Origin of the sequence: Variovorax sp. SRS16, assembly GCF_901827165.1 — a bacterium.
Classification (GTDB): Bacteria; Pseudomonadota; Gammaproteobacteria; order Burkholderiales; family Burkholderiaceae_C; genus Variovorax.
On record NZ_LR594666.1, the window covers coordinates 558,628 to 576,387 of the forward strand.

General features: G+C 64.8%; 23 protein-coding genes, 1 tRNA gene and 1 pseudogene. 22 read left to right on the top strand and 3 right to left on the bottom strand.

The features are described 5' to 3' along the window. Positions 1-29 precede the first annotated feature (29 nt). From E5P2_RS02725 to ubiA, 3 genes are all read left to right on the top strand, one after another. Positions 30-995: a LysR substrate-binding domain-containing protein gene (locus E5P2_RS02725; protein ID WP_162565635.1), complete on the top strand. Its 966-nt coding sequence runs from the start codon at positions 30-32 to the stop codon at positions 993-995. A 105-nt stretch (positions 996-1,100) separates the two neighbouring features. Further along, positions 1,101-1,694, top strand: coding sequence for a Dps family protein (locus E5P2_RS02730; RefSeq protein WP_162565636.1), 594 nt, complete (start codon positions 1,101-1,103; stop codon positions 1,692-1,694). Positions 1,695-1,806: 112 nt separating this feature from the next. Then, the gene (ubiA, locus tag E5P2_RS02735; RefSeq protein ID WP_232077394.1) at positions 1,807-2,646 is read left to right on the top strand and encodes a 4-hydroxybenzoate octaprenyltransferase; all 840 of its coding nucleotides are present in this window, start codon (positions 1,807-1,809) and stop codon (positions 2,644-2,646) included. Positions 2,647-2,661: 15 nt separating this feature from the next. On the opposite strand, the gene proC is transcribed toward ubiA, so the two are convergent. Together proC and E5P2_RS02745 are read right to left on the bottom strand one after the other, a co-directional pair. Beyond that, a complete protein-coding gene (gene proC, locus E5P2_RS02740) occupies positions 2,662-3,519 on the bottom strand; it encodes a pyrroline-5-carboxylate reductase (RefSeq protein WP_162565638.1) in 858 nt (285 codons plus the stop codon). 3 nt (positions 3,520-3,522) lie between these two features. Beyond that, complete coding sequence (locus tag E5P2_RS02745; protein WP_162565639.1) at positions 3,523-4,614, bottom strand: esterase-like activity of phytase family protein; 1,092 nt, start codon at positions 4,612-4,614, stop codon at positions 3,523-3,525. 283 nt (positions 4,615-4,897) lie between these two features. Between E5P2_RS02745 and rplN the strand changes: the two genes are divergently transcribed. The 19 genes and pseudogenes from rplN to E5P2_RS02840 all read left to right on the top strand — a co-directional run bounded on the left by rplN (position 4,898) and on the right by E5P2_RS02840 (position 13,826). Next, complete coding sequence (rplN, locus tag E5P2_RS02750; protein ID WP_093105273.1) at positions 4,898-5,266, top strand: 50S ribosomal protein L14; 369 nt, start codon at positions 4,898-4,900, stop codon at positions 5,264-5,266. Between the two features lie 13 nt (positions 5,267-5,279). Further along, positions 5,280-5,597, top strand: coding sequence for a 50S ribosomal protein L24 (gene rplX / locus E5P2_RS02755; RefSeq protein WP_162565640.1), 318 nt, complete (start codon positions 5,280-5,282; stop codon positions 5,595-5,597). 12 nt (positions 5,598-5,609) lie between these two features. Beyond that, positions 5,610-6,149: a 50S ribosomal protein L5 gene (rplE, locus tag E5P2_RS02760; protein ID WP_068674580.1), complete on the top strand. Its 540-nt coding sequence runs from the start codon at positions 5,610-5,612 to the stop codon at positions 6,147-6,149. An 8-nt stretch (positions 6,150-6,157) separates the two neighbouring features. Then, positions 6,158-6,463: a 30S ribosomal protein S14 gene (gene rpsN, locus E5P2_RS02765; RefSeq protein ID WP_038118843.1), complete on the top strand. Its 306-nt coding sequence runs from the start codon at positions 6,158-6,160 to the stop codon at positions 6,461-6,463. Positions 6,464-6,483: 20 nt separating this feature from the next. Beyond that, the gene (gene rpsH, locus E5P2_RS02770) at positions 6,484-6,879 is read left to right on the top strand and encodes a 30S ribosomal protein S8 (RefSeq protein ID WP_162565641.1); all 396 of its coding nucleotides are present in this window, start codon (positions 6,484-6,486) and stop codon (positions 6,877-6,879) included. Positions 6,880-6,902: 23 nt separating this feature from the next. After that, a complete protein-coding gene (gene rplF / locus E5P2_RS02775; protein ID WP_162565642.1) occupies positions 6,903-7,436 on the top strand; it encodes a 50S ribosomal protein L6 in 534 nt (177 codons plus the stop codon). A 14-nt stretch (positions 7,437-7,450) separates the two neighbouring features. Continuing rightward, positions 7,451-7,816 carry a 50S ribosomal protein L18 gene (gene rplR, locus E5P2_RS02780; RefSeq protein WP_162570318.1) on the top strand — a complete coding sequence of 122 codons (366 nt, stop codon included), beginning with the start codon at positions 7,451-7,453 and terminating at the stop codon, positions 7,814-7,816. 19 nt (positions 7,817-7,835) lie between these two features. Beyond that, a complete protein-coding gene (rpsE, locus tag E5P2_RS02785; protein ID WP_028250822.1) occupies positions 7,836-8,354 on the top strand; it encodes a 30S ribosomal protein S5 in 519 nt (172 codons plus the stop codon). A gap of 14 nt (positions 8,355-8,368) precedes the next feature. Further along, a complete protein-coding gene (rpmD, locus tag E5P2_RS02790) occupies positions 8,369-8,554 on the top strand; it encodes a 50S ribosomal protein L30 (protein ID WP_009124818.1) in 186 nt (61 codons plus the stop codon). A gap of 24 nt (positions 8,555-8,578) precedes the next feature. Beyond that, positions 8,579-9,010, top strand: a complete 432-nt coding sequence (gene rplO / locus E5P2_RS02795) for a 50S ribosomal protein L15 (RefSeq protein ID WP_162565643.1) — start codon at positions 8,579-8,581, stop codon at positions 9,008-9,010. A 21-nt stretch (positions 9,011-9,031) separates the two neighbouring features. Then, positions 9,032-10,342, top strand: coding sequence for a preprotein translocase subunit SecY (secY, locus tag E5P2_RS02800; RefSeq protein ID WP_162565644.1), 1,311 nt, complete (start codon positions 9,032-9,034; stop codon positions 10,340-10,342). Positions 10,343-10,351: 9 nt separating this feature from the next. Next, a pseudogene (gene infA / locus E5P2_RS02805) lies at positions 10,352-10,421 on the top strand (translation initiation factor IF-1); the annotation flags it as partial. Positions 10,422-10,455: 34 nt separating this feature from the next. Then, positions 10,456-10,569: a 50S ribosomal protein L36 gene (gene rpmJ, locus E5P2_RS02810; RefSeq protein ID WP_038201958.1), complete on the top strand. Its 114-nt coding sequence runs from the start codon at positions 10,456-10,458 to the stop codon at positions 10,567-10,569. Positions 10,570-10,592: 23 nt separating this feature from the next. Then, positions 10,593-10,958, top strand: a complete 366-nt coding sequence (gene rpsM, locus E5P2_RS02815) for a 30S ribosomal protein S13 (protein ID WP_019653977.1) — start codon at positions 10,593-10,595, stop codon at positions 10,956-10,958. A 12-nt stretch (positions 10,959-10,970) separates the two neighbouring features. Then, on the top strand, positions 10,971-11,375 hold the full coding sequence (gene rpsK, locus E5P2_RS02820; protein WP_162565645.1) for a 30S ribosomal protein S11: 405 nt from the start codon (positions 10,971-10,973) through the stop codon (positions 11,373-11,375). A gap of 131 nt (positions 11,376-11,506) precedes the next feature. After that, positions 11,507-12,130, top strand: coding sequence for a 30S ribosomal protein S4 (gene rpsD, locus E5P2_RS02825; protein ID WP_162565646.1), 624 nt, complete (start codon positions 11,507-11,509; stop codon positions 12,128-12,130). Positions 12,131-12,260: 130 nt separating this feature from the next. Further along, positions 12,261-13,250 carry a DNA-directed RNA polymerase subunit alpha gene (locus E5P2_RS02830; protein WP_162565647.1) on the top strand — a complete coding sequence of 330 codons (990 nt, stop codon included), beginning with the start codon at positions 12,261-12,263 and terminating at the stop codon, positions 13,248-13,250. 79 nt (positions 13,251-13,329) lie between these two features. Then, entirely contained in the window at positions 13,330-13,731 is a 402-nt protein-coding gene (gene rplQ / locus E5P2_RS02835; protein ID WP_162565648.1) for a 50S ribosomal protein L17, read from the top strand. 18 nt (positions 13,732-13,749) lie between these two features. Then, positions 13,750-13,826, top strand: a tRNA-Met gene (locus tag E5P2_RS02840). 84 nt (positions 13,827-13,910) lie between these two features. Here E5P2_RS02840 and putA read toward each other — a convergent pair. Continuing rightward, the gene (gene putA, locus E5P2_RS02845) at positions 13,911-17,690 is read right to left on the bottom strand and encodes a trifunctional transcriptional regulator/proline dehydrogenase/L-glutamate gamma-semialdehyde dehydrogenase (protein ID WP_162565649.1); all 3,780 of its coding nucleotides are present in this window, start codon (positions 17,688-17,690) and stop codon (positions 13,911-13,913) included. Between the last annotated feature and the right edge of the window lie 70 nt (positions 17,691-17,760).

Below are 17,760 nucleotides of genomic sequence, written 5' to 3' on the forward strand. Positions count from 1 at the left end.
CGGACCCCTGCGCATAATTGCCGCAAGCCATGACACTCACCGAACTCAAATACATCGTCGCGGTTGCACGCGAACGGCATTTCGGCAAGGCGGCCGAAGCCTGCTATGTGTCGCAGCCCACGCTGTCGGTCGCGATCAAGAAGCTGGAAGACGAACTCGAGGTCAAGCTGTTCGAGCGCAGCGCCGGCGAGGTCACGGTCACGCCGCTGGGCGAGCAGATCGTGCAGCAGGCGCAGAGCGTGCTCGACCAGGCGGCCAGCATCAAGGAGATCGCCAAGCGCGGCAAGGATCCGCTGTCCGGCCCGCTCAATCTGGGGGTGATCTACACCATCGGGCCCTACCTACTGCCCGACCTAGTGCGCCAGAACATCACGCGCACGCCGCAGATGCCGCTGGTGCTGCAGGAGAACTTCACCGTCAAGCTGCTGGAGATGCTGCGCGCCGGCGAGATCGACTGCGCGATCATGGCCGAGCCTTTTCCCGATGCGGGCCTCGCGACCGCTGCGCTTTACGACGAGCCCTTCATGGCCGCGCTGCCGGCGCACCATCCGCTGGCGCAGCGCGAGTCGGTGAGTTCCGAGGAGCTCAAGAAGGAAACCATGCTGCTGCTCGGCACCGGCCACTGCTTTCGCGACCATGTGCTCGAGGTGTGTCCTGAGTTCGCGCGCTTCTCGAGCAACGCCGAGGGCATCCGCAAGAGCTTCGAGGGCTCGTCGCTCGAGACCATCAAGCACATGGTGGCCTCGGGCATGGGCGTGACCTTGGTGCCGCGCCTTTCGGTGCCGGCGAATGCGCTCAAGCCCAGAGCCAAGGGCCGCAAGGAGCCGGAGCAGATCGTGCGCTATCTGCCGGTGCGCGATGCGCATGGCGGCGAACCGCCGACGCGGCGCGTCGCGCTGGCCTGGCGCCGCAGCTTCACGCGCTATGAAGCGATCGCGGCCTTGCGCAATGCCATCTACGCCTGCGAATTGCCGGGCGTCACGCGCCTCTCGTAGCAAGCGGGTCGAGCGCGTATCGCTGCGATAGAGTGCGGCTGTTGCGCAGGCGGGATGCGGCCTCTAAAGTTTGCGTGTCCATCATCCCCAAAGAGAATCCATCACATGGCCAAAGTCGTGAAGAAAACCAAGTCCACCATTTCCGCCGCGCCGTCGGCTTCGGCTGGCAAGGTGCCCAAGAAGGGTGGTGCCGTGGTCGCACAGGAATCCGGCAGCCGCAACGCGCCGATCATCAACATCGGCATCGACCGGCAGGACCGCGCGGCCATCGCCGAAGGCCTGAGCCGCGTGCTCGCCGACACCTACACGCTTTACCTCACCACGCACAACTTCCACTGGAACGTGACCGGCCCGCACTTCAACTCGCTGCATGCGATGTTCATGAACCAGTACACGGAGCTCTGGGGCTCGACCGACATCCTTGCCGAGCGCATTCGCGCACTCGGCCACTACGCGCCGGGTTCGTACGCCGAATTCAGCAAGATCGCGACGGTGCCCGACGTGCCGCAGAACCCGCCCAAGGCGATGGAGATGGTGCGCATCCTGGTCAAGGGCCACGAGACCGTGTCGCGCATTGCGCGCGAATTCATTCCCGTTGCCGAGGAGGCCGGCGATGACCCGACCGCCGACATGCTCACCGCGCGCTGCACGGTGCATGACCAGACGGCCTGGATGCTGCGCTCGCTTCTGGAAGATTGAGGTGTTGCCATTGAAGCCGGAAACACCGTGGAACCGGCTCCGCCGGGCCGCTGGTGTTGCCCCCTTGAGGGGGGAGGCGGCTACGCGAAGTGAGCAAGCAACGGGGGTGGGTTTGTACCTCGATCTCATTCGCTGGAACCGCCCGGCGGGCTGGCTGCTGCTGCTCTGGCCCACGCTGGGCGCGCTGTGGTTCGCCGCCGACGGCTGGCCGGGCTGGCATCTGCTCATCGTCTTCGTGGCGGGGACGGTATTGATGCGCAGCGCAGGCTGCTGTATCAACGACGTGGCCGATCGGGACTTCGACCGCCACGTCAAGCGCACGGCCCAGCGTCCGGTGACCCGCGGCGCCGTCTCGGTCAAGGAGGCGCTCGCGCTCGGTGCCGTGCTCGCGCTGGCTGCCTTCGGGCTCGTGCTCACGACGAACCGCGTCACGGTGCTGTGGTCCTTCGCGGCGCTGGCCATCACGCTGGTCTATCCGTTTGCCAAGCGCTTCGTCTCGGTGCCGCAGGCGGTGCTGGGCGTTGCCTTCAGCTTCGGCATTCCGATGGCATTCGCCGCCGTGCGCGGCAGCGTGCCCGGGCTGGCCTGGTGGCTGCTGGCGGGCAATCTGTTCTGGGTGCTGGCCTACGACACCGAGTACGCCATGGTCGATCGCGACGATGACCTCAAGATCGGCATGAAGACCTCGGCCATCACCTTCGGCCGCTTCGATGTGCCCATCGTCATGGCGAGCTACGCGATCTTCCTGGCCGCCTGGGCAGCGGCCGGCGCGGGCCGGTCGCTGGGCGTGGTCTTTTTCATTGCCATCGGCATCGCGGCCGCGCAGGCGCTGTGGCACTGGCGGCTGATTCGAGCGCGCACGCGCGATGGCTGCTTCAAGGCTTTTCGCCTGAACCACTGGCTCGGCTTCGCGGTGTTCGCCGGCGTCGCGGCCGGCTACGCGCTGCGCTGAGGCCGGCGCCGGTCCTCAGCCGCGGCCGAACTCGTGCGCGAGTTCGCCGGCACGCTGGTGTGCGGCGCGGATCGCGGCCTTGAACTTCGCCTTGACGTCGGCCCCTTCCAGAGAACTGATGGCGGCGTGGGTGGTGCCGCCCTTGGAGGTCACACGCTCGCGCAGCACCGCCGGCGGATCGGTGGCGTCGCCTGCCAGGGCCGATGCGCCTGCGAAGGTGCCCACCGCGAGTCGATGCGCCTGGTCCGCGGACAGGCCCAGCTCGATGCCGGCCTCGGTCATGGCCTCGATGAAATAGAACACATAGGCGGGGCCCGAGCCCGACACCGCGGTGACGGCATCGAGTGCGCTTTCGGCATCGACCCACAGAAGATCGCCCGTGGCGTCCAGCACCTGCTCGACCCGCTTTCGGTCATCGCCGTCGACCGCCGCGCGGGCGTAGAGCCCGGTCATGCCGCGGCCGATCAGGGCCGGCGTGTTGGGCATCGCGCGCACGATGCGTTCGGTGCCGAGCCAGTGGGCGATGCTGTCGGAGGGGATGCCCGCGGCAACGCTCAGATGCAGGGCGTCACCGCCCATGGCGCGTACCGGCCGTGCGGCTTCCGCAAAGGTTTGCGGCTTCACGGCCCAGACCATCACCTCGCAGCGGGCGAGCGCGCTGCCTGCCTGCGCTTGCGCGACGATGCCGAAGTCGTGCGCCAGCCGGGCGCGGGCTTCTGCAAAGGGCTCGACGACCTCGAAGGCGTCGGCCGGCGTTCCCTGCTTGACGAGCCCGCCGATGATGGCGCTCGCCATGTTGCCGCCGCCGATGAAGGCGATCGGCGGCAAGGGGGCCGCCTCGCGGCGAGGCAGGAAGGTGACTGCGATGTTCATGACTTATCCCGTGAATTCGAATGCGGCGAACTGCGTGATCTGCAGGGGATTGAAATTGTCGTCGTTCACCACCACCAGCATGCGATGGCCGTTCGGCAAGGAGGGTCCCCAGCACATGCCTTCGGTGTTGTCCAGGCGCGAGAGGCCGAGCGTCGCGAAGTCGGCGACCAGGGTTTTCGGCGCCGGCTGGTAGCTGTCCGGGACGAGCGCTTCCAGCGGCAGCGTGTCGCTGGCGTTGCGCGTGTCGATCTCGTAGAGGCGCGGCGAGTTGCCGACGCCGGTCGCGTAGGCGCTCTCGAGCACCAGCATGCGATCGGCATCGATCATCAGCACTTCGCTGACGCCGTTGTCCGCGTAGGCACCCGGAACCAGGGGTCGCTGCGGGATCGCATCCGGCAGGTAGGCGATCTGGCGTGTGGCGCGCCCGGTCGCGAGTTCGATCCGGGTGAATCGGCAAGGCCCCCCCGGCGCGCACAGGGTCGGAACGGGGCCGTCCTGGATCAGGGCGTTCTGCATGGCGAGCCAGGCGTGGCGGCCGTCGGGTGTCAGCGTCAGGCCTTCCAGGGCGAGGTTGTCGCGCGCGCCGCGCCGGCCGTCGGGGCTGGGCTGGAACATCGCCGGCAGCGGGATCTCGCGCAGCAACGAGCCGCCGCGCCGCGATTCGTAGAAGGCCGGACCGAAACCCCGGGCCTCATCGCCCTCGCTGGTCCAGAGAACCGTGCCACTGTCGCGACGCCACCGCAGCGCTTCGGGATCCGGCACGGGCACACCCGCGCGCGCCTGCGGCCGTGCAGGCCAGGACTCGCCATTCGCTTGCCTGAACGTGGTGACGTCGGTGGGTTCGGGCGCCGCGCTGCCGACCGACCAGCGCATGCTGTAGAAGCGGGCAGGATTGATGTCTGATCGGTCATCGCTGATAAGCAGGTACTCACCTCGATCGGTGTCGTAATCGATGCCGGACAGACCGCCGATCGTGGTTCCCCGAAATGCGAGGCGATGCGGCCAGCGCGCCTCGGCCAGCAGCCGCAGGCGCGGCGGCCCGATCACGGCGGGCGCCACGCTGCGGCAAGCTGCCAGGCTGCCTGCAAGTGCCATGGCTGCGAATATCGCCTGGCGGCGGGGCAAATGCGCCGTGGTGGAAGTTTGCACGCGGCGCAGTCTATGGGCGCCGCGTGACATCTCGAATGCAGGGTGGTTGACAGCCCTCGGGCGTCATGCAACAATCGCGGGCTTCGCTTTTCCAAAGGCGATCCAAGGCGAATGCTTTCTGCCCAACGGAAGCGCACCAGAGTGGTTTTGGTGTGTGGACGACGGGCCCAAGACTGACTGCAGAACTTCCGCAAGGAGGGGAGGCGGTACAAGTTGGGAATATCACGAAATGATCCAAACTGAATCCCGGCTCGATGTGGCCGACAACACGGGCGCGAAATCCGTCCTGTGTATCAAGGTGCTCGGTGGCTCCAAGCGGCGTTACGCCAGCGTGGGCGACGTCATCAAGGTCAGCATCAAGGAAGCCGCTCCGCGGGGTCGCGTCAAGAAGGGCGAGATCTACAGCGCAGTGGTGGTCCGCACCGCCAAGGGCATCCGTCGCAGCGACGGGTCGCTCGTCAAGTTCGACGGCAATGCCGCCGTCTTGCTCAACGCCAAGCTGGAGCCCATCGGCACCCGCATCTTCGGACCGGTCACGCGCGAACTGCGCACCGAGAAGTTCATGAAGATCGTCTCGCTGGCTCCCGAAGTTCTGTAAGGACAAGAACGCCATGAACAAGATTCGCAAAGGCGACCAGGTCATCGTGTTGGCCGGGCGCGACAAGGGCAAGCGCGGCACGGTGTCGCTGCGCAAGGACGATTCGCATCTGATCGTCGACGGCATCAACATCGTCAAGAAGCACACCAAGCCGAACCCGCTCAAGGGAACCACCGGTGGCATCGTCGAGAAGGCCATGCCGATTCACCAATCCAACGTGGCGATCTTCAATGCCGCGACCGGCAAGGCCGATCGCGTGGGCATCAAGGTCACGGACGGCAAGCGCGTGCGCGTCTTCAAGTCCAGCGGCGACGAAATCAAGATCGCCTAAGGGGTACTCACAATGGCACGTCTCCAACAGCACTACCGCGAAAAGATCGCGAAGGACCTGACCGAGAAGTTCGGCTACAAGTCGCCGATGCAGGTTCCCCGTCTGACCAAGATCACGCTCAACATGGGTGTGGGCGAAGCGGTCGCGGACAAGAAGGTTCTCGACAACGCCGTCGCCGACCTCACCAAGATCGCCGGCCAGAAGCCGGTCGTCACCAAGTCGAAGAAGGCCATTGCCGGCTTCAAGATCCGCGAGAACCAGCCGATCGGCTGCATGGTCACGCTGCGCGGCGTGCAGATGTACGAGTTCCTGGATCGCTTCGTGACCGTGGCGCTGCCGCGCGTTCGCGACTTCCGCGGCATCTCCGGCCGCGCGTTCGACGGCCGTGGCAACTACAACATCGGCGTGAAAGAGCAGATCATTTTCCCCGAGATCGAATACGACAAGGTCGATGCCCTGCGCGGTCTCAATATCAGCATCACGACGACGGCCAAGACCGACGAGGAAGCCAAGGCGCTTCTCGCCGGCTTCCGTTTCCCGTTCAAGAACTGAGGCGACCCGTGGCTAAAGCATCTCTGATCCAGCGCGAACTCAAGCGCGACAACCTGGTCGCCAAGTACGCCGCGAAGCACGCGGAACTCAAGGCAATCGCCAACGACGCGAAGAAGAGCGACGAAGAACGCGCCGCTGCGCGTCTGGGCTTGCAAAAGCTTCCGCGCAATGCCAATCCGACGCGCCAGCGCAATCGCTGCGAAATCACCGGCCGTCCGCGCGGCACCTTCCGTCAATTCGGTCTGGCCCGCGCCAAGATCCGTGAACTGGCTTTCAACGGCGACATCCCCGGTGTCACCAAGGCCAGCTGGTAAGCCAGGCAGGAGCAAACAACATGAGCATGAGTGATCCCATTGCCGACCTGCTGACGCGTATCCGTAACGCGCAGATGGTGGCGAAGCCCACCGTGTCGGTCCCGTCTTCCAAGGTGAAGATCGCGATCGCGCAAGTCCTGAAGGACGAGGGCTACATCGACGGCTTCCAGGTCAAGACCGAAGCCGGCAAGAGCGAACTCGAAATCGTGCTGAAGTACTACGCTGGCCGTCCGGTCATCGAGCGCATCGAGCGCGTCAGCCGCCCCGGCCTGCGTGTCTACAAGGGCACCACCGCCATTCCACAAGTCCAGAACGGCCTTGGCGTCGCCATCGTCACCACCCCCAAGGGCGTGATGACCGATCGCAAGGCGCGCGCTACCGGTGTCGGTGGCGAAGTGCTGTGTTACGTCGCCTGACCGAGACATCGAGGAGAAACTGAATGTCCCGAGTAGGAAAAATGCCGGTCGCCGTCCCCGCAGACGTGGATGTGTCGATCAAGGAAGACCAGATCAGCGTGAAGGGCAAGGGCGGCACGCTCAACCTGCAACGCCACGCGCTGGTCACTGTCGTCAGCAAGGACGGCAAGCTGAGCTTTGCACCCGCCAACGAATCGCGTGAAGCCGATGCGATGGCCGGAACGCATCGCCAGTTGGTGAACAACATGGTTCTCGGCGTGACCAAGGGCTTCGAGAAGAAGCTCGCTCTGGTCGGCGTCGGGTTCAAGGCTGCGGCGCAGGGCGCGAAGCTCAACCTGCAGGTGGGTTATTCGCACCCGGTCAACATCGACATGCCGCAGGGCATCACGGTGGCGACCCCGACCCCGACCGAAATCGTGATCAAGGGTGCCGACCGTCAACGCGTCGGCCAGGTGGCCGCCGAGATCCGCGCTATTCGTCCGCCCGAGCCCTACAAGGGCAAGGGCATCCGTTATTCGGACGAGAAGATCGTGATCAAAGAGACCAAGAAGAAATAAGGGGCAGCAAAATGATGTTGACCAAAAAAGCACAGCGTCTTCGCCGTTCGCGCCAGACCCGCATCCGCATCGCGACGCAGGGCGTGGCTCGCCTCACGGTGAACCGCACCAACCTTCACATCTACGCCACCGTCATTTCCGACGACGGCTCGAAGGTGATCGCCACCGCATCGACGGCCGAAGCCGAGATGCGCACCTCGCTGGGCGGTTCCGGCAAGGGCGGCAATGCCGCTGCGGCCACCGCTGTCGGCAAGCGCATCGCCGAAAAGGCGAAGGCTGCCGGCATCGACAAGGTCGCTTTCGATCGCGCAGGTTTTGCATACCACGGCCGCGTCAAGGCGCTGGCCGAAGCCGCTCGCGAAGCCGGCCTGCAGTTCTAACCGGACACGAGATTCAAAAATGGCAAAGATTCAGGCAAGAACGCAGAACGAAGGCCCCGAAGACGGTCTGCGCGAGAAGATGATCGCGATCAACCGCGTCACCAAGGTGGTGAAGGGTGGTCGTATCCTCGGTTTCGCCGCACTCACCGTGGTGGGCGACGGTGACGGCCGCGTCGGCATGGGCAAGGGCAAGTCGAAGGAAGTGCCGGCCGCCGTGCAGAAGGCGATGGAAGAGGCGCGCCGCAACCTCGCAAAGATCTCGATCAAGAACGGCACGCTCCATCACCGCGTGACGGGCCACCATGGCGCTGCCTCCGTGGTCATGATCCCGGCCCCGAAGGGTACCGGCATCATCGCCGGCGGCCCGATGCGCGCCGTGTTCGAGGTCATGGGCATCACCGACATCGTGGCCAAGAGCCATGGTTCGTCGAATCCCTACAACATGGTCCGCGCCACGCTGGACGGCCTGAAGAACTCGACGACCGCATCCGAAGTCGCTGCCAAGCGCGGCCTGACGGTCGAAGAACTCTTCGCCTGAACCGGAGCATCGACATGACGACGCAACAACAAACGCTCAAGGTGCAACTGGTCAAGAGCCCGATCGGCACCAAGGAATCGCATCGCGCGACCGTGCGCGGCCTCGGCTTGCGCAAGCTCAACAGCGTGAGCGAGCTGCAGGACACGCCCGCGGTACGCGGCATGATCAACAAGATCAGTTATCTGGTCAAAGTGCTCTAAACAGAGTCGCTGAGAGAGACGCATATGGAACTCAATGGCATCAAGCCGGCGGATGGCGCCAAGCACGCCAAGCGCCGTGTCGGCCGCGGCATCGGCTCCGGCCTCGGCAAGACCGCGGGTCGCGGTCACAAGGGTCAGAAGTCGCGCGCAGGCGGTTTCCACAAGGTCGGCTTCGAAGGCGGTCAGATGCCGCTGCAGCGTCGGCTGCCCAAGCGCGGCTTCAAGTCGCAGCTGCTCAAGTACAACGCCGAAGTGACCCTGGGCGCCCTCGAAAAGCTCGGCCTGGCCGAAGTGGACGTGCTTGCGCTGAAGCAAGCGGGTCTGGTCGGTCAGATCGCGAAGGTCGTCAAGGTCATCAAGTCGGGTGAGCTTACCAAGGCCGTCAAGCTGACGGGCGTTGGCGCGACCGCTGGTGCCAAGGCCGCGATCGAAGCTGCCGGCGGCAGCGTCGCCTGAGCGGACTGAGAGAAGTTCTTCGTGGCAACCAACGCAGCAACGCTCGCAAAAACAGGCAAGTTCGGTGACCTGCGTCGCCGGCTCGTCTTTTTGCTGCTCGCGCTCGTGGTCTATCGCGTCGGTGCGCACATTCCCGTGCCAGGCATCAACCCGGACCAGCTGGCTCAGTTGTTCCAGGGCCAGCAGGGCGGCATCCTGAGTCTGTTCAACATGTTCTCGGGCGGTGCGCTGTCGCGCTTCACCGTGTTCGCGCTGGGCATCATGCCGTACATCTCGGCGTCGATCATCATGCAGTTGATGACCTACGTGGTGCCGAGCATGGAGCAGCTCAAGAAGGAAGGCGAAGCCGGCCGCCGCAAGGTGACGCAGTACACGCGCTACGGCACGCTCGGGCTGGCACTGTTTCAGTCGTTCAGCATTGCGGTGGCGCTCGAGTCTTCGGCGGGTCTCGTGATCTCGCCCGGCTTCGGCTTCCGCATTACCGCCATGGTCAGCCTGACCGCGGGTTCGATGTTCCTGATGTGGCTGGGCGAACAGATCACCGAGCGCGGGCTCGGCAACGGGATCTCGATCCTGATCTTCGCCGGCATCTCCGCCGGGCTGCCGAATGCGGTGGGCGGTCTGCTGGAACTCGTTCGCACGGGCGCCATGAACGTGATCGTGGCGCTGTTCATCGTGGCCGTTGTTGCGCTGGTGACCTATTTCGTGGTGTTCGTCGAGCGCGGCCAGCGCAAGATCCTCGTGAACTATGCGCGGCGCCAGGTCGGCAACAAGGTCTACGGCGGCCAGTCGTCGCACCTGCCGCTGAAGCTCAACATGTCGGGCGTGATCCCGCCGATCTTCGCGTCGTCGATCATCCTGCTGCCGACCACGGTGGTGGGCTGGTTCAGCACCGGCGAAAGCATGCGATGGATCAAGGACATTGCGAGCGCGCTGCGTCCTGGGCAGCCGATCTACGTGCTGCTGTACGCCAGTGCGATCGTGTTCTTCTGCTTCTTCTATACCGCGCTCGTGTTCAACAGCCGCGAGACGGCCGACAACCTGAAGAAGAGCGGTGCCTTCATTCCGGGCATCCGTCCGGGTGACCAGACGGCGCGCTACATCGACAAGATCCTGGTTCGCCTGACGTTGGCCGGCGCGGTGTACATCACCTTCGTCTGCCTGCTGCCGGAGTTCCTGATCCTCAAATACAACGTGCCGTTCTATTTCGGCGGCACTTCCCTGTTGATCATCGTGGTCGTCACGATGGACTTCATGGCCCAGGTACAGAACTACATGATGTCGCAGCAGTACGAATCGCTGTTGAAGAAAGCCAATTTCAAGACTTCGTAGACGGCGGCTGGTGACAAGGTCACTGTCGAGTTGACGCCCTATGACTTGAGCCGGGCGCATTGTGTTTCGGGCGAAATGAATCGCCGGGTTGGACAGAGTTTTAGGAGAATGAAATGAGAGTTTCGGCTTCGGTCAAAACCATTTGTCGTAATTGCAAGATCATCCGCCGCAAGGGTGTGGTGCGTGTGATCTGTACCGACCCGCGCCACAAGCAGCGCCAGGGTTGATTGAAGAGTATTAGAGGACGCACATGGCACGTATTGCTGGCATCAACATTCCGCCGCACAAGCACGCTGAAATCGGCCTGACCGCCATTTTCGGTATCGGTCGCACGCGCGCTCGCAAGATCTGCGAAGCGAGCGGCATCGAGTATTCGAAGAAGATCAAGGATCTGACGGACGCCGATCTCGAGAAGATTCGCGACCAGATCGCGCTCTTCACCATCGAAGGTGACCTGCGTCGCGAAACGACGATGAACATCAAGCGCTTGATGGACATCGGCTGCTATCGCGGCTTCCGTCACCGCCGTGGTCTGCCGATGCGCGGCCAGCGCACGCGCACCAACGCCCGCACCCGCAAGGGTCCGCGCAAGGCCGCGCAGTCCCTGAAGAAATAAGGATAGAACAGCATGGCCAAAGCTCCTGCCAACAACGCCGCACAGCGCGTTCGCAAGAAGGTTCGCAAGAACGTTGCGGACGGCATCGCGCACGTGCACGCATCTTTCAACAACACGATCATCACGATCACCGACCGCCAGGGCAATGCCTTGTCGTGGGCGTCTTCGGGTGGCCAGGGCTTCAAGGGTTCGCGCAAGTCGACGCCTTTCGCCGCGCAGGTCGCCTCCGAAGTCGCAGGCCGCGCAGCGGTCGACCAGGGCATCAAGAACCTGGACGTCGAGATCAAGGGCCCGGGCCCGGGTCGCGAATCGTCGGTGCGCGCGCTGGCCGCGCTCGGCATCCGGATCAACTCCATTGCCGACGTGACCCCGGTGCCGCACAACGGCTGCCGTCCGCAGAAACGCCGTCGCATCTGAGCGTTCGACGTCCGGCGCAGCCTGCTTCACAGCGGCTGCGCATTTTGTTTTTATGTTGAAGCCCACCGCCATCGGCACGCCGCTGATGGCTCCCGCAGGCAACTGCGGTAGATGACACAAAGGAAGATCAAGTGGCACGCTACCTCGGCCCCAAGGCCAAACTCTCCCGCCGCGAAGGCACCGACCTGTTCCTCAAGAGCGCCCGCCGCTCTATCCAGGACAAGGCCAAGTTCGATTCCAAGCCCGGCCAGCATGGCCGCACCTCGGGTCAACGCACGTCCGACTTCGGCCTGCAACTGCGTGAAAAGCAGAAGGTCAAGCGCATGTACGGCGTGCTCGAGAAGCAATTCCGCCGCTATTTCGAAGAAGCCGATCGCCGCCGTGGCAACACGGGCGCCAACCTGCTGTTCATCCTCGAAGCCCGCCTGGACAACGTCGTCTATCGCATGGGTTTCGGTTCGACCCGCGCCGAGGCACGCCAACTGGTGTCGCACAAGGCGATCACGGTGAACGGCCAGTCGGTCAACATCCCGTCGTACCTGGTCAAGACCGGCGACGTGATCGCGGTTCGCGACAAGTCGAAGAAACAGACCCGTGTGGCCGAGGCGCTCCAGCTGGCCCAGCAAGTCGGCATCCCGGCCTGGGTCGAGGTGAATGCCGACAAGGCCGAAGGCACCTTCAAGAAGGTTCCCGATCGCGACGAATTCGCCGCCGACATCAACGAATCGCTGATCGTCGAACTGTATTCGCGTTAAACGGACGATGACGCGCCGCTTCGCGGCTCGTACTTGTGTATTTTTTTGTTCCCGCCGGGGCTCCATTCCCGTCGGGTGCTTCACCAGCCTTACCGGTGTAACGAGCCGGGGGTATTGAGAGGAAGTCTGCATGCAAACCACCCTGCTGAAACCCAAGACCATCCAGGTCGAGCAACTGGCGCCCAACAAGGCAAAGGTCACGCTCGAACCCTTCGAGCGCGGCTACGGCCACACGCTCGGCAATGCGCTGCGCCGCGTCCTGCTGTCGTCGATGGTCGGCTACGCAGCCACCGAAGTCACGATCGCCGGCGTGCTGCACGAGTACTCGTCGATCGATGGCGTGCAGGAAGACGTCGTCAACATCCTTCTCAACCTCAAGGGCGTGGTGTTCAAGCTCCACAACCGCGATGAGGTCACGCTGAGCCTGCGCAAGGACGGCGAAGGCCCGGTCCTCGCCTCCGACATCCAGACGCCGCACGACGTCGAGATCATCAACCCCGATCACGTGATCGCGCACCTGTCGCAAGGCGGCAAGCTCGACATGCAGATCAAGGTCGAGAAGGGTCGCGGCTACGTGCCCGGCACGATGCGCCGCTATGCGGACGAGCCGACCAAGTCGATCGGCCGTATCGTGCTCGACGCGTCGTTCTCGCCCGTCAAGCGCGTGAGCTACACGGTCGAAAGCGCGCGCGTCGAACAGCGCACCGACCTCGACAAGCTGATCGTCGAGATCGAGACCAACGGTGCGATCACCGCCGAAGACGCGGTGCGTGCCTCGGCCAAGATCCTGGTCGAGCAACTGGCTGTGTTCGCGCAGCTCGAAGGTGGCGAACTCGCTGCGTTCGACACGCCGGCGCCGCGCAGCGCCCAGCAGTTCGATCCGATCCTGCTGCGTCCGGTCGACGAGCTCGAACTCACGGTGCGTTCGGCCAACTGCCTCAAGGCCGAAAACATCTACTACATCGGTGACCTGATCCAGCGCACCGAGAACGAGCTGCTCAAGACCCCCAACCTGGGTCGCAAGTCGCTCAACGAAATCAAGGAAGTGCTCGCCTCGCGCGGCCTGACCTTGGGCATGAAGCTCGAAAGCTGGCCGCCGGCCGGCCTCGACAAGCGTTAAGAAGATCACCACACCTGTGTGTTGCACCAGGCAGTACCTGACACGGCTGCCTGTTTTTATAAAGTAAAGGAAAAGCACCATGCGTCACGGACACGGACTCCGCAAACTCAACCGCACCAGCTCGCACCGCCTCGCGATGCTGCAGAACATGATGAACTCGCTCATCGCACATGAAGCGATCAAGACCACGGTCCCCAAGGCCAAGGAATTGCGTCGCGTCATCGAGCCGATGATCACGCTGGCGAAGAAGCCCACGGTTGCCAACAAGCGCCTTGCCTTCGACCGTCTGCGCGACCGCGACAGCGTCGTCAAGCTTTTCGCTGAACTCGGCCCGCGCTACCAGGCACGTCCGGGCGGCTATACGCGCATCCTGAAAATGGGCTTCCGCGTGGGCGACAACGCGCCGATGGCGCTGGTCGAACTGGTCGATCGCCCCGAGGTGAATGAAGCCGCTGCGGATGAGCAGAACGGTGCCGAATAAGCTATAATTCCATCTTGCCGCGCGATGGAGCAGCCTGGTAGCTCGTTGGGCTCATAACCCAAAGGTCGCAAGTTCAAATCTTGCTCGCGCAACCAACACGACAGCGGTCTTCGCTGACACAAAACGCCCACTTCGATGTGGGCGTTTTGCTTTGTGCCTCACTGACGGCCTTCCGAGGCTCAGCCGATCGTCATCAAGCTGGCGTTGCCGCCGGCCGCTGCGGTGTTCACGCTGAGGGCACGCTCGACGACCAGCGCCTCGAGCGGGATGTCGGTGGCACCGGGCCGGAAGGCCCTGACACTCACGATGGGGCCGTCGCGCTCCGCCACTCGGCGGACCACCGTCGCCAATGTCCCGGCATCGCCGTGATGGAGCACGGCATCGAAGGTCACGGTCGGCGCAGTCCAGTCCTGGGCGATGACGATCGACGGTCGGACCGCAGCGGGCAGCGTGGCGAGCAGCGCGTCCGTGCCTTGGCCTGCCGGCCACAGCGCGGTACTGCCCACGGCGAGCACCGCGGCAAGCTGGGTCAGCCGATCGACATCGTTGCTTGCCAGACAAAGCACGGCATGGCGTGCATGCAGCGTATAGACATTGCGCTCGCCGGTCGGACCCGCGAGCGTGCGCGCACGACCGCTGCGGGTGAGTCGCCTGAAGCGATCGCATGTCCGCGCGAGATCGGGCTTTCCTGCGGCCGAAGCCCATGCGGCCAGCGCATCGAGCGCGGGATGGCCCGCGTGGCCCGCGATGTCCGCGGTGTGCCCGGGATCTGCATCGTCGAGTGAGCGAGCGAGCACGTCGTCCGGACGCGACGCCAGCATGCGGTACATGTACAGCGGCCCGCCGGCCTTGGGGCCGGTGCCCGACAAGCCCTCGCCGCCGAACGGTTGCACCCCGACGACCGCGCCCACCATGTTGCGGTTGACGTAGACATTGCCGGCGTTCGCCGCGTCCACCACCTGTGCGATCGTCTCGTCGATGCGCGTATGCACGCCCAGGGTCAATCCATAGCCCGTGGCATTGATCTGCCCCAGCAGCGCGCCCAGGTCGCGGCGGCGGTAGCGGACCAGATGCAGCACGGGGCCGAACACTTCGCGCCGGAGTTCGGAAAGGCTTTCCAGTTCGATGAGCGTCGGCAGGACATAAGTGCCGCGCTGCGTCGCGTGATCCAGCTCGCGCCCGTGCCGGTGCACGTGGCGACCGCGCTTGCGCATCTCCGAGATGTGCTGCTCGATCCCGGCGCGGGCCTCTGCATCGATGACCGGGCCGACATCCACCGACAGCCGTGCGGGATCGCCGAGACAGGCCTCCGCCATCGCGCCCTTGAGCATGTCGATGAGCCGATCCGCCGCTTCTTCCTGCACGCAGAGCACGCGCAGCGCGGAGCAGCGCTGCCCGGCACTGTCGAACGCCGATGCCATCACGTCCAGGACCACCTGTTCGATCAGCGCCGAGGAGTCGACGATCATGGCGTTCTGGCCGCCGGTCTCGGCGATCAGCGGAATCGGCTCGCCACCGGCGCCGAGCCGCGTGGCGAGCGTCTTCTGCAGAATCCGCGCGACCTCGGTCGATCCGGTGAACATCACGCCCTGCGTGCGTGCGTCGGCCACCAGCCTGGCGCCCACGGTTTCGCCGCGGCCGGGCAGCAGCTGAACCGCCGCGCGAGGAACGCCTGCTTCCCACAGCAGGCGGACTGCCTCGGCGGCGACCAGGGGTGTCTGCTCCGCCGGCTTGGCGAGCACCGGATTGCCGGCAGCCAGCGCCGCAGCGACCTGGCCGACGAAGATCGCCAGCGGGAAGTTCCAGGGACTGATGCACACCATGGGGCCGAGCGCGCGGTGGGTCTCGTTCCTGAAATCGTTGCGTGCCTGCGCGGCATAGAAGCGCAGGAAGTCGACGGCTTCGCGGACTTCGGCAATGCCGTTGGCAAAGGTCTTGCCCGCCTCGCGCGCGAGCAGGCCCAGCAGCTGTTGCTCGCGCGCCTGCAGCAGAGCGGCAGTGCGGTCGAGCAAGTCGGCGCGGCGCGTCGGCGACGTGGCGGCCCACTCCTCGGCAACGGCCTGGGCATGGTCCAGCGCCTCGTCGACCTCGGCGTCGCTCGCGTCCCGCGTCTGGCCGACCCCATCGCGATGATCGGCCGGGTTCAGCACCGGATGCCATGCGTCGGTCGCGACCGCGCCCGGCGTCGCTGAGGCCAGCATCGGCGCAGCGATCCATGACTCGCGCGCGCTTTGCGCCAGCGCGTGTCCCAGTTCACGCAGCGACGCTTCGCTCGAGAGATCGAGCCCCTTCGAGTTTCGGCGCCGTGTTCCGTAGAGGTCTGCTGGCAATGGAATGGAAGGATGCGGCTTGCCGATCGCACCTTCCGCCAAGGCCATGCGTTCGACCGTCAGCACCGGATCTTCGACCAGGGTCTCCAGCGATACCGTGGGATCGGCGATGCGGTTGACGAACGAGGTGTTGGCGCCGTTCTCGAGCAGCCTTCGCACCAGGTAGGCGAGCAGGGTTTCGTGCGTGCCGACCGGCGCATAGATGCGACACGGCCGTCCGAGCTTGCCGGCTTCGGCGCGGCCGACGACCTGTTCGTAGAGCGGCTCGCCCATGCCATGCAGGCACTGGAACTCGTACTGCCCGGGCTGGTATGCAGCCGGGTCCGCCAACACGTAGATCGCCGACAGCGTGTGCGCGTTGTGCGTGGCGAATTGCGGATAGACGGCTTCCGGCGCCGCGAGCAATCGGCGCGCGCAGGCGAGGTACGAGACATCCGTGTAGGCCTTGCGGGTGTAGACGGGATAGCCCGCCTGCCCGTCGACCTGTGCGCGCTTGATCTCGCTGTCCCAGTAGGCGCCCTTCACCAGCCGAATCATGAGCCGGTGCCGGCTGCGGCGCCCGAGGTCGATCACGAAGTCGATGACGGATGGACAGCGCTTCTGGTACGCCTGGATCACGAACCCGATGCCGTCCCATCCGGCCAGGCCGGGTTCGAAGCACAGGCGCTCGAGCAGATCGAGCGAGAGCTCGAGGCGATCCGCTTCCTCGGCGTCGATGTTCAGGCCGATGTCGTACCGCTGCGCGAGCAAGGCGAGATCGCGCAGCACGGGATAGAGCTCGTTCATCACGCGCCGGTACTGCGCGCGGCAGTAGCGTGGATGCAGCGCCGACAACTTGATCGAGATGCCGGGCCCTTCGTACACGCCGCGGCCCGCGGACGCCTTGCCGATCACATGGATGGCCTGCTCGTAGGCGACGCGGTATCGCTCGGCATCGTGCGCCGTCAGCGCCGCTTCTCCGAGCATGTCGTAGGAATAGCGAAATCCCTGCGATTCCAGAAGCCTTGCGTGATCCACCGCCTGCCGGATCGTCTCGCCCGTCACGAACTGCTCGCCCATCATGCGCATGGCCATGTCGACGCCCTTGCGGATGAGCGGCTCGCCACCCTTGCCGATGAGGCGCGTGAGCAGCGCGGACAGGCCGGCCTCGCTGTGCGTGGCGACCAGCTTGCCCGTCAGCAGCAATCCCCAGGTGGCGGCATTCACGAACACGGACGGACTGCGGCCCGCGTGCGACTGCCACTGGCCGTGCGCGATCTTGTCGCGGATCAATGCGTCGCGCGTCGCGGTGTCGGGGATGCGAAGAAGCGCCTCCGCCAGACACATGAGCGCCACGCCTTCCTGCGACGACAGCGCATATTCCTGCAACAGGCCCTGCACCAGCCCGGCCCGGCCCGTGGAGGCCTTGCGGGTGCGAAGTTGCCCGGCGATGCGGTGGGCGAGGGCGTGCGCCTCGCTCGCCTTGCCGCCCGGCAGGCGTGCCTGCTCGAGCAAGGCCGGAAGCACCTCTTCCTCGGGCAGACGGCATGCGCCGGTGATCGGCTCCCGCAGCGACGACCGTTCGCCCATGCCATCGGCGAAGGCTTCGAACGGGCGGTGGAGAGCGGGTGCGATGACAAGATCCGACATGTGAACCTCTGTGGTGACATGTTGGATGATGCCGCTACATTTATCGACTTACTGTTCGAAATCGACTGCC

What these genes read in the sequence shown, in the direction of transcription:
- E5P2_RS02725 (WP_162565635.1), top strand. Translation starts at nt 30, where the DNA reads ATGACACTCACCGAACTCAAATACATCGTCGCGGTTGCACGCGAACGG.
- E5P2_RS02730 (WP_162565636.1), top strand. Translation starts at nt 1,101, where the DNA reads ATGGCCAAAGTCGTGAAGAAAACCAAGTCCACCATTTCCGCCGCGCCG.
- proC (WP_162565638.1), bottom strand. Translation starts at nt 3,519, where the DNA reads ATGAACATCGCAGTCACCTTCCTGCCTCGCCGCGAGGCGGCCCCCTTG.
- E5P2_RS02745 (WP_162565639.1), bottom strand. Translation starts at nt 4,614, where the DNA reads ATGGCACTTGCAGGCAGCCTGGCAGCTTGCCGCAGCGTGGCGCCCGCC.
- rplN (WP_093105273.1), top strand. Translation starts at nt 4,898, where the DNA reads ATGATCCAAACTGAATCCCGGCTCGATGTGGCCGACAACACGGGCGCG.
- rplX (WP_162565640.1), top strand. Translation starts at nt 5,280, where the DNA reads ATGAACAAGATTCGCAAAGGCGACCAGGTCATCGTGTTGGCCGGGCGC.
- rplE (WP_068674580.1), top strand. Translation starts at nt 5,610, where the DNA reads ATGGCACGTCTCCAACAGCACTACCGCGAAAAGATCGCGAAGGACCTG.
- rpsH (WP_162565641.1), top strand. Translation starts at nt 6,484, where the DNA reads ATGAGCATGAGTGATCCCATTGCCGACCTGCTGACGCGTATCCGTAAC.
- rplF (WP_162565642.1), top strand. Translation starts at nt 6,903, where the DNA reads ATGTCCCGAGTAGGAAAAATGCCGGTCGCCGTCCCCGCAGACGTGGAT.
- rplR (WP_162570318.1), top strand. Translation starts at nt 7,451, where the DNA reads ATGTTGACCAAAAAAGCACAGCGTCTTCGCCGTTCGCGCCAGACCCGC.
- rpsE (WP_028250822.1), top strand. Translation starts at nt 7,836, where the DNA reads ATGGCAAAGATTCAGGCAAGAACGCAGAACGAAGGCCCCGAAGACGGT.
- rpmD (WP_009124818.1), top strand. Translation starts at nt 8,369, where the DNA reads ATGACGACGCAACAACAAACGCTCAAGGTGCAACTGGTCAAGAGCCCG.
- rplO (WP_162565643.1), top strand. Translation starts at nt 8,579, where the DNA reads ATGGAACTCAATGGCATCAAGCCGGCGGATGGCGCCAAGCACGCCAAG.
- rpmJ (WP_038201958.1), top strand. Translation starts at nt 10,456, where the DNA reads ATGAGAGTTTCGGCTTCGGTCAAAACCATTTGTCGTAATTGCAAGATC.
- rpsM (WP_019653977.1), top strand. Translation starts at nt 10,593, where the DNA reads ATGGCACGTATTGCTGGCATCAACATTCCGCCGCACAAGCACGCTGAA.
- rpsK (WP_162565645.1), top strand. Translation starts at nt 10,971, where the DNA reads ATGGCCAAAGCTCCTGCCAACAACGCCGCACAGCGCGTTCGCAAGAAG.
- E5P2_RS02830 (WP_162565647.1), top strand. Translation starts at nt 12,261, where the DNA reads ATGCAAACCACCCTGCTGAAACCCAAGACCATCCAGGTCGAGCAACTG.
- rplQ (WP_162565648.1), top strand. Translation starts at nt 13,330, where the DNA reads ATGCGTCACGGACACGGACTCCGCAAACTCAACCGCACCAGCTCGCAC.
- putA (WP_162565649.1), bottom strand. Translation starts at nt 17,690, where the DNA reads ATGTCGGATCTTGTCATCGCACCCGCTCTCCACCGCCCGTTCGAAGCC.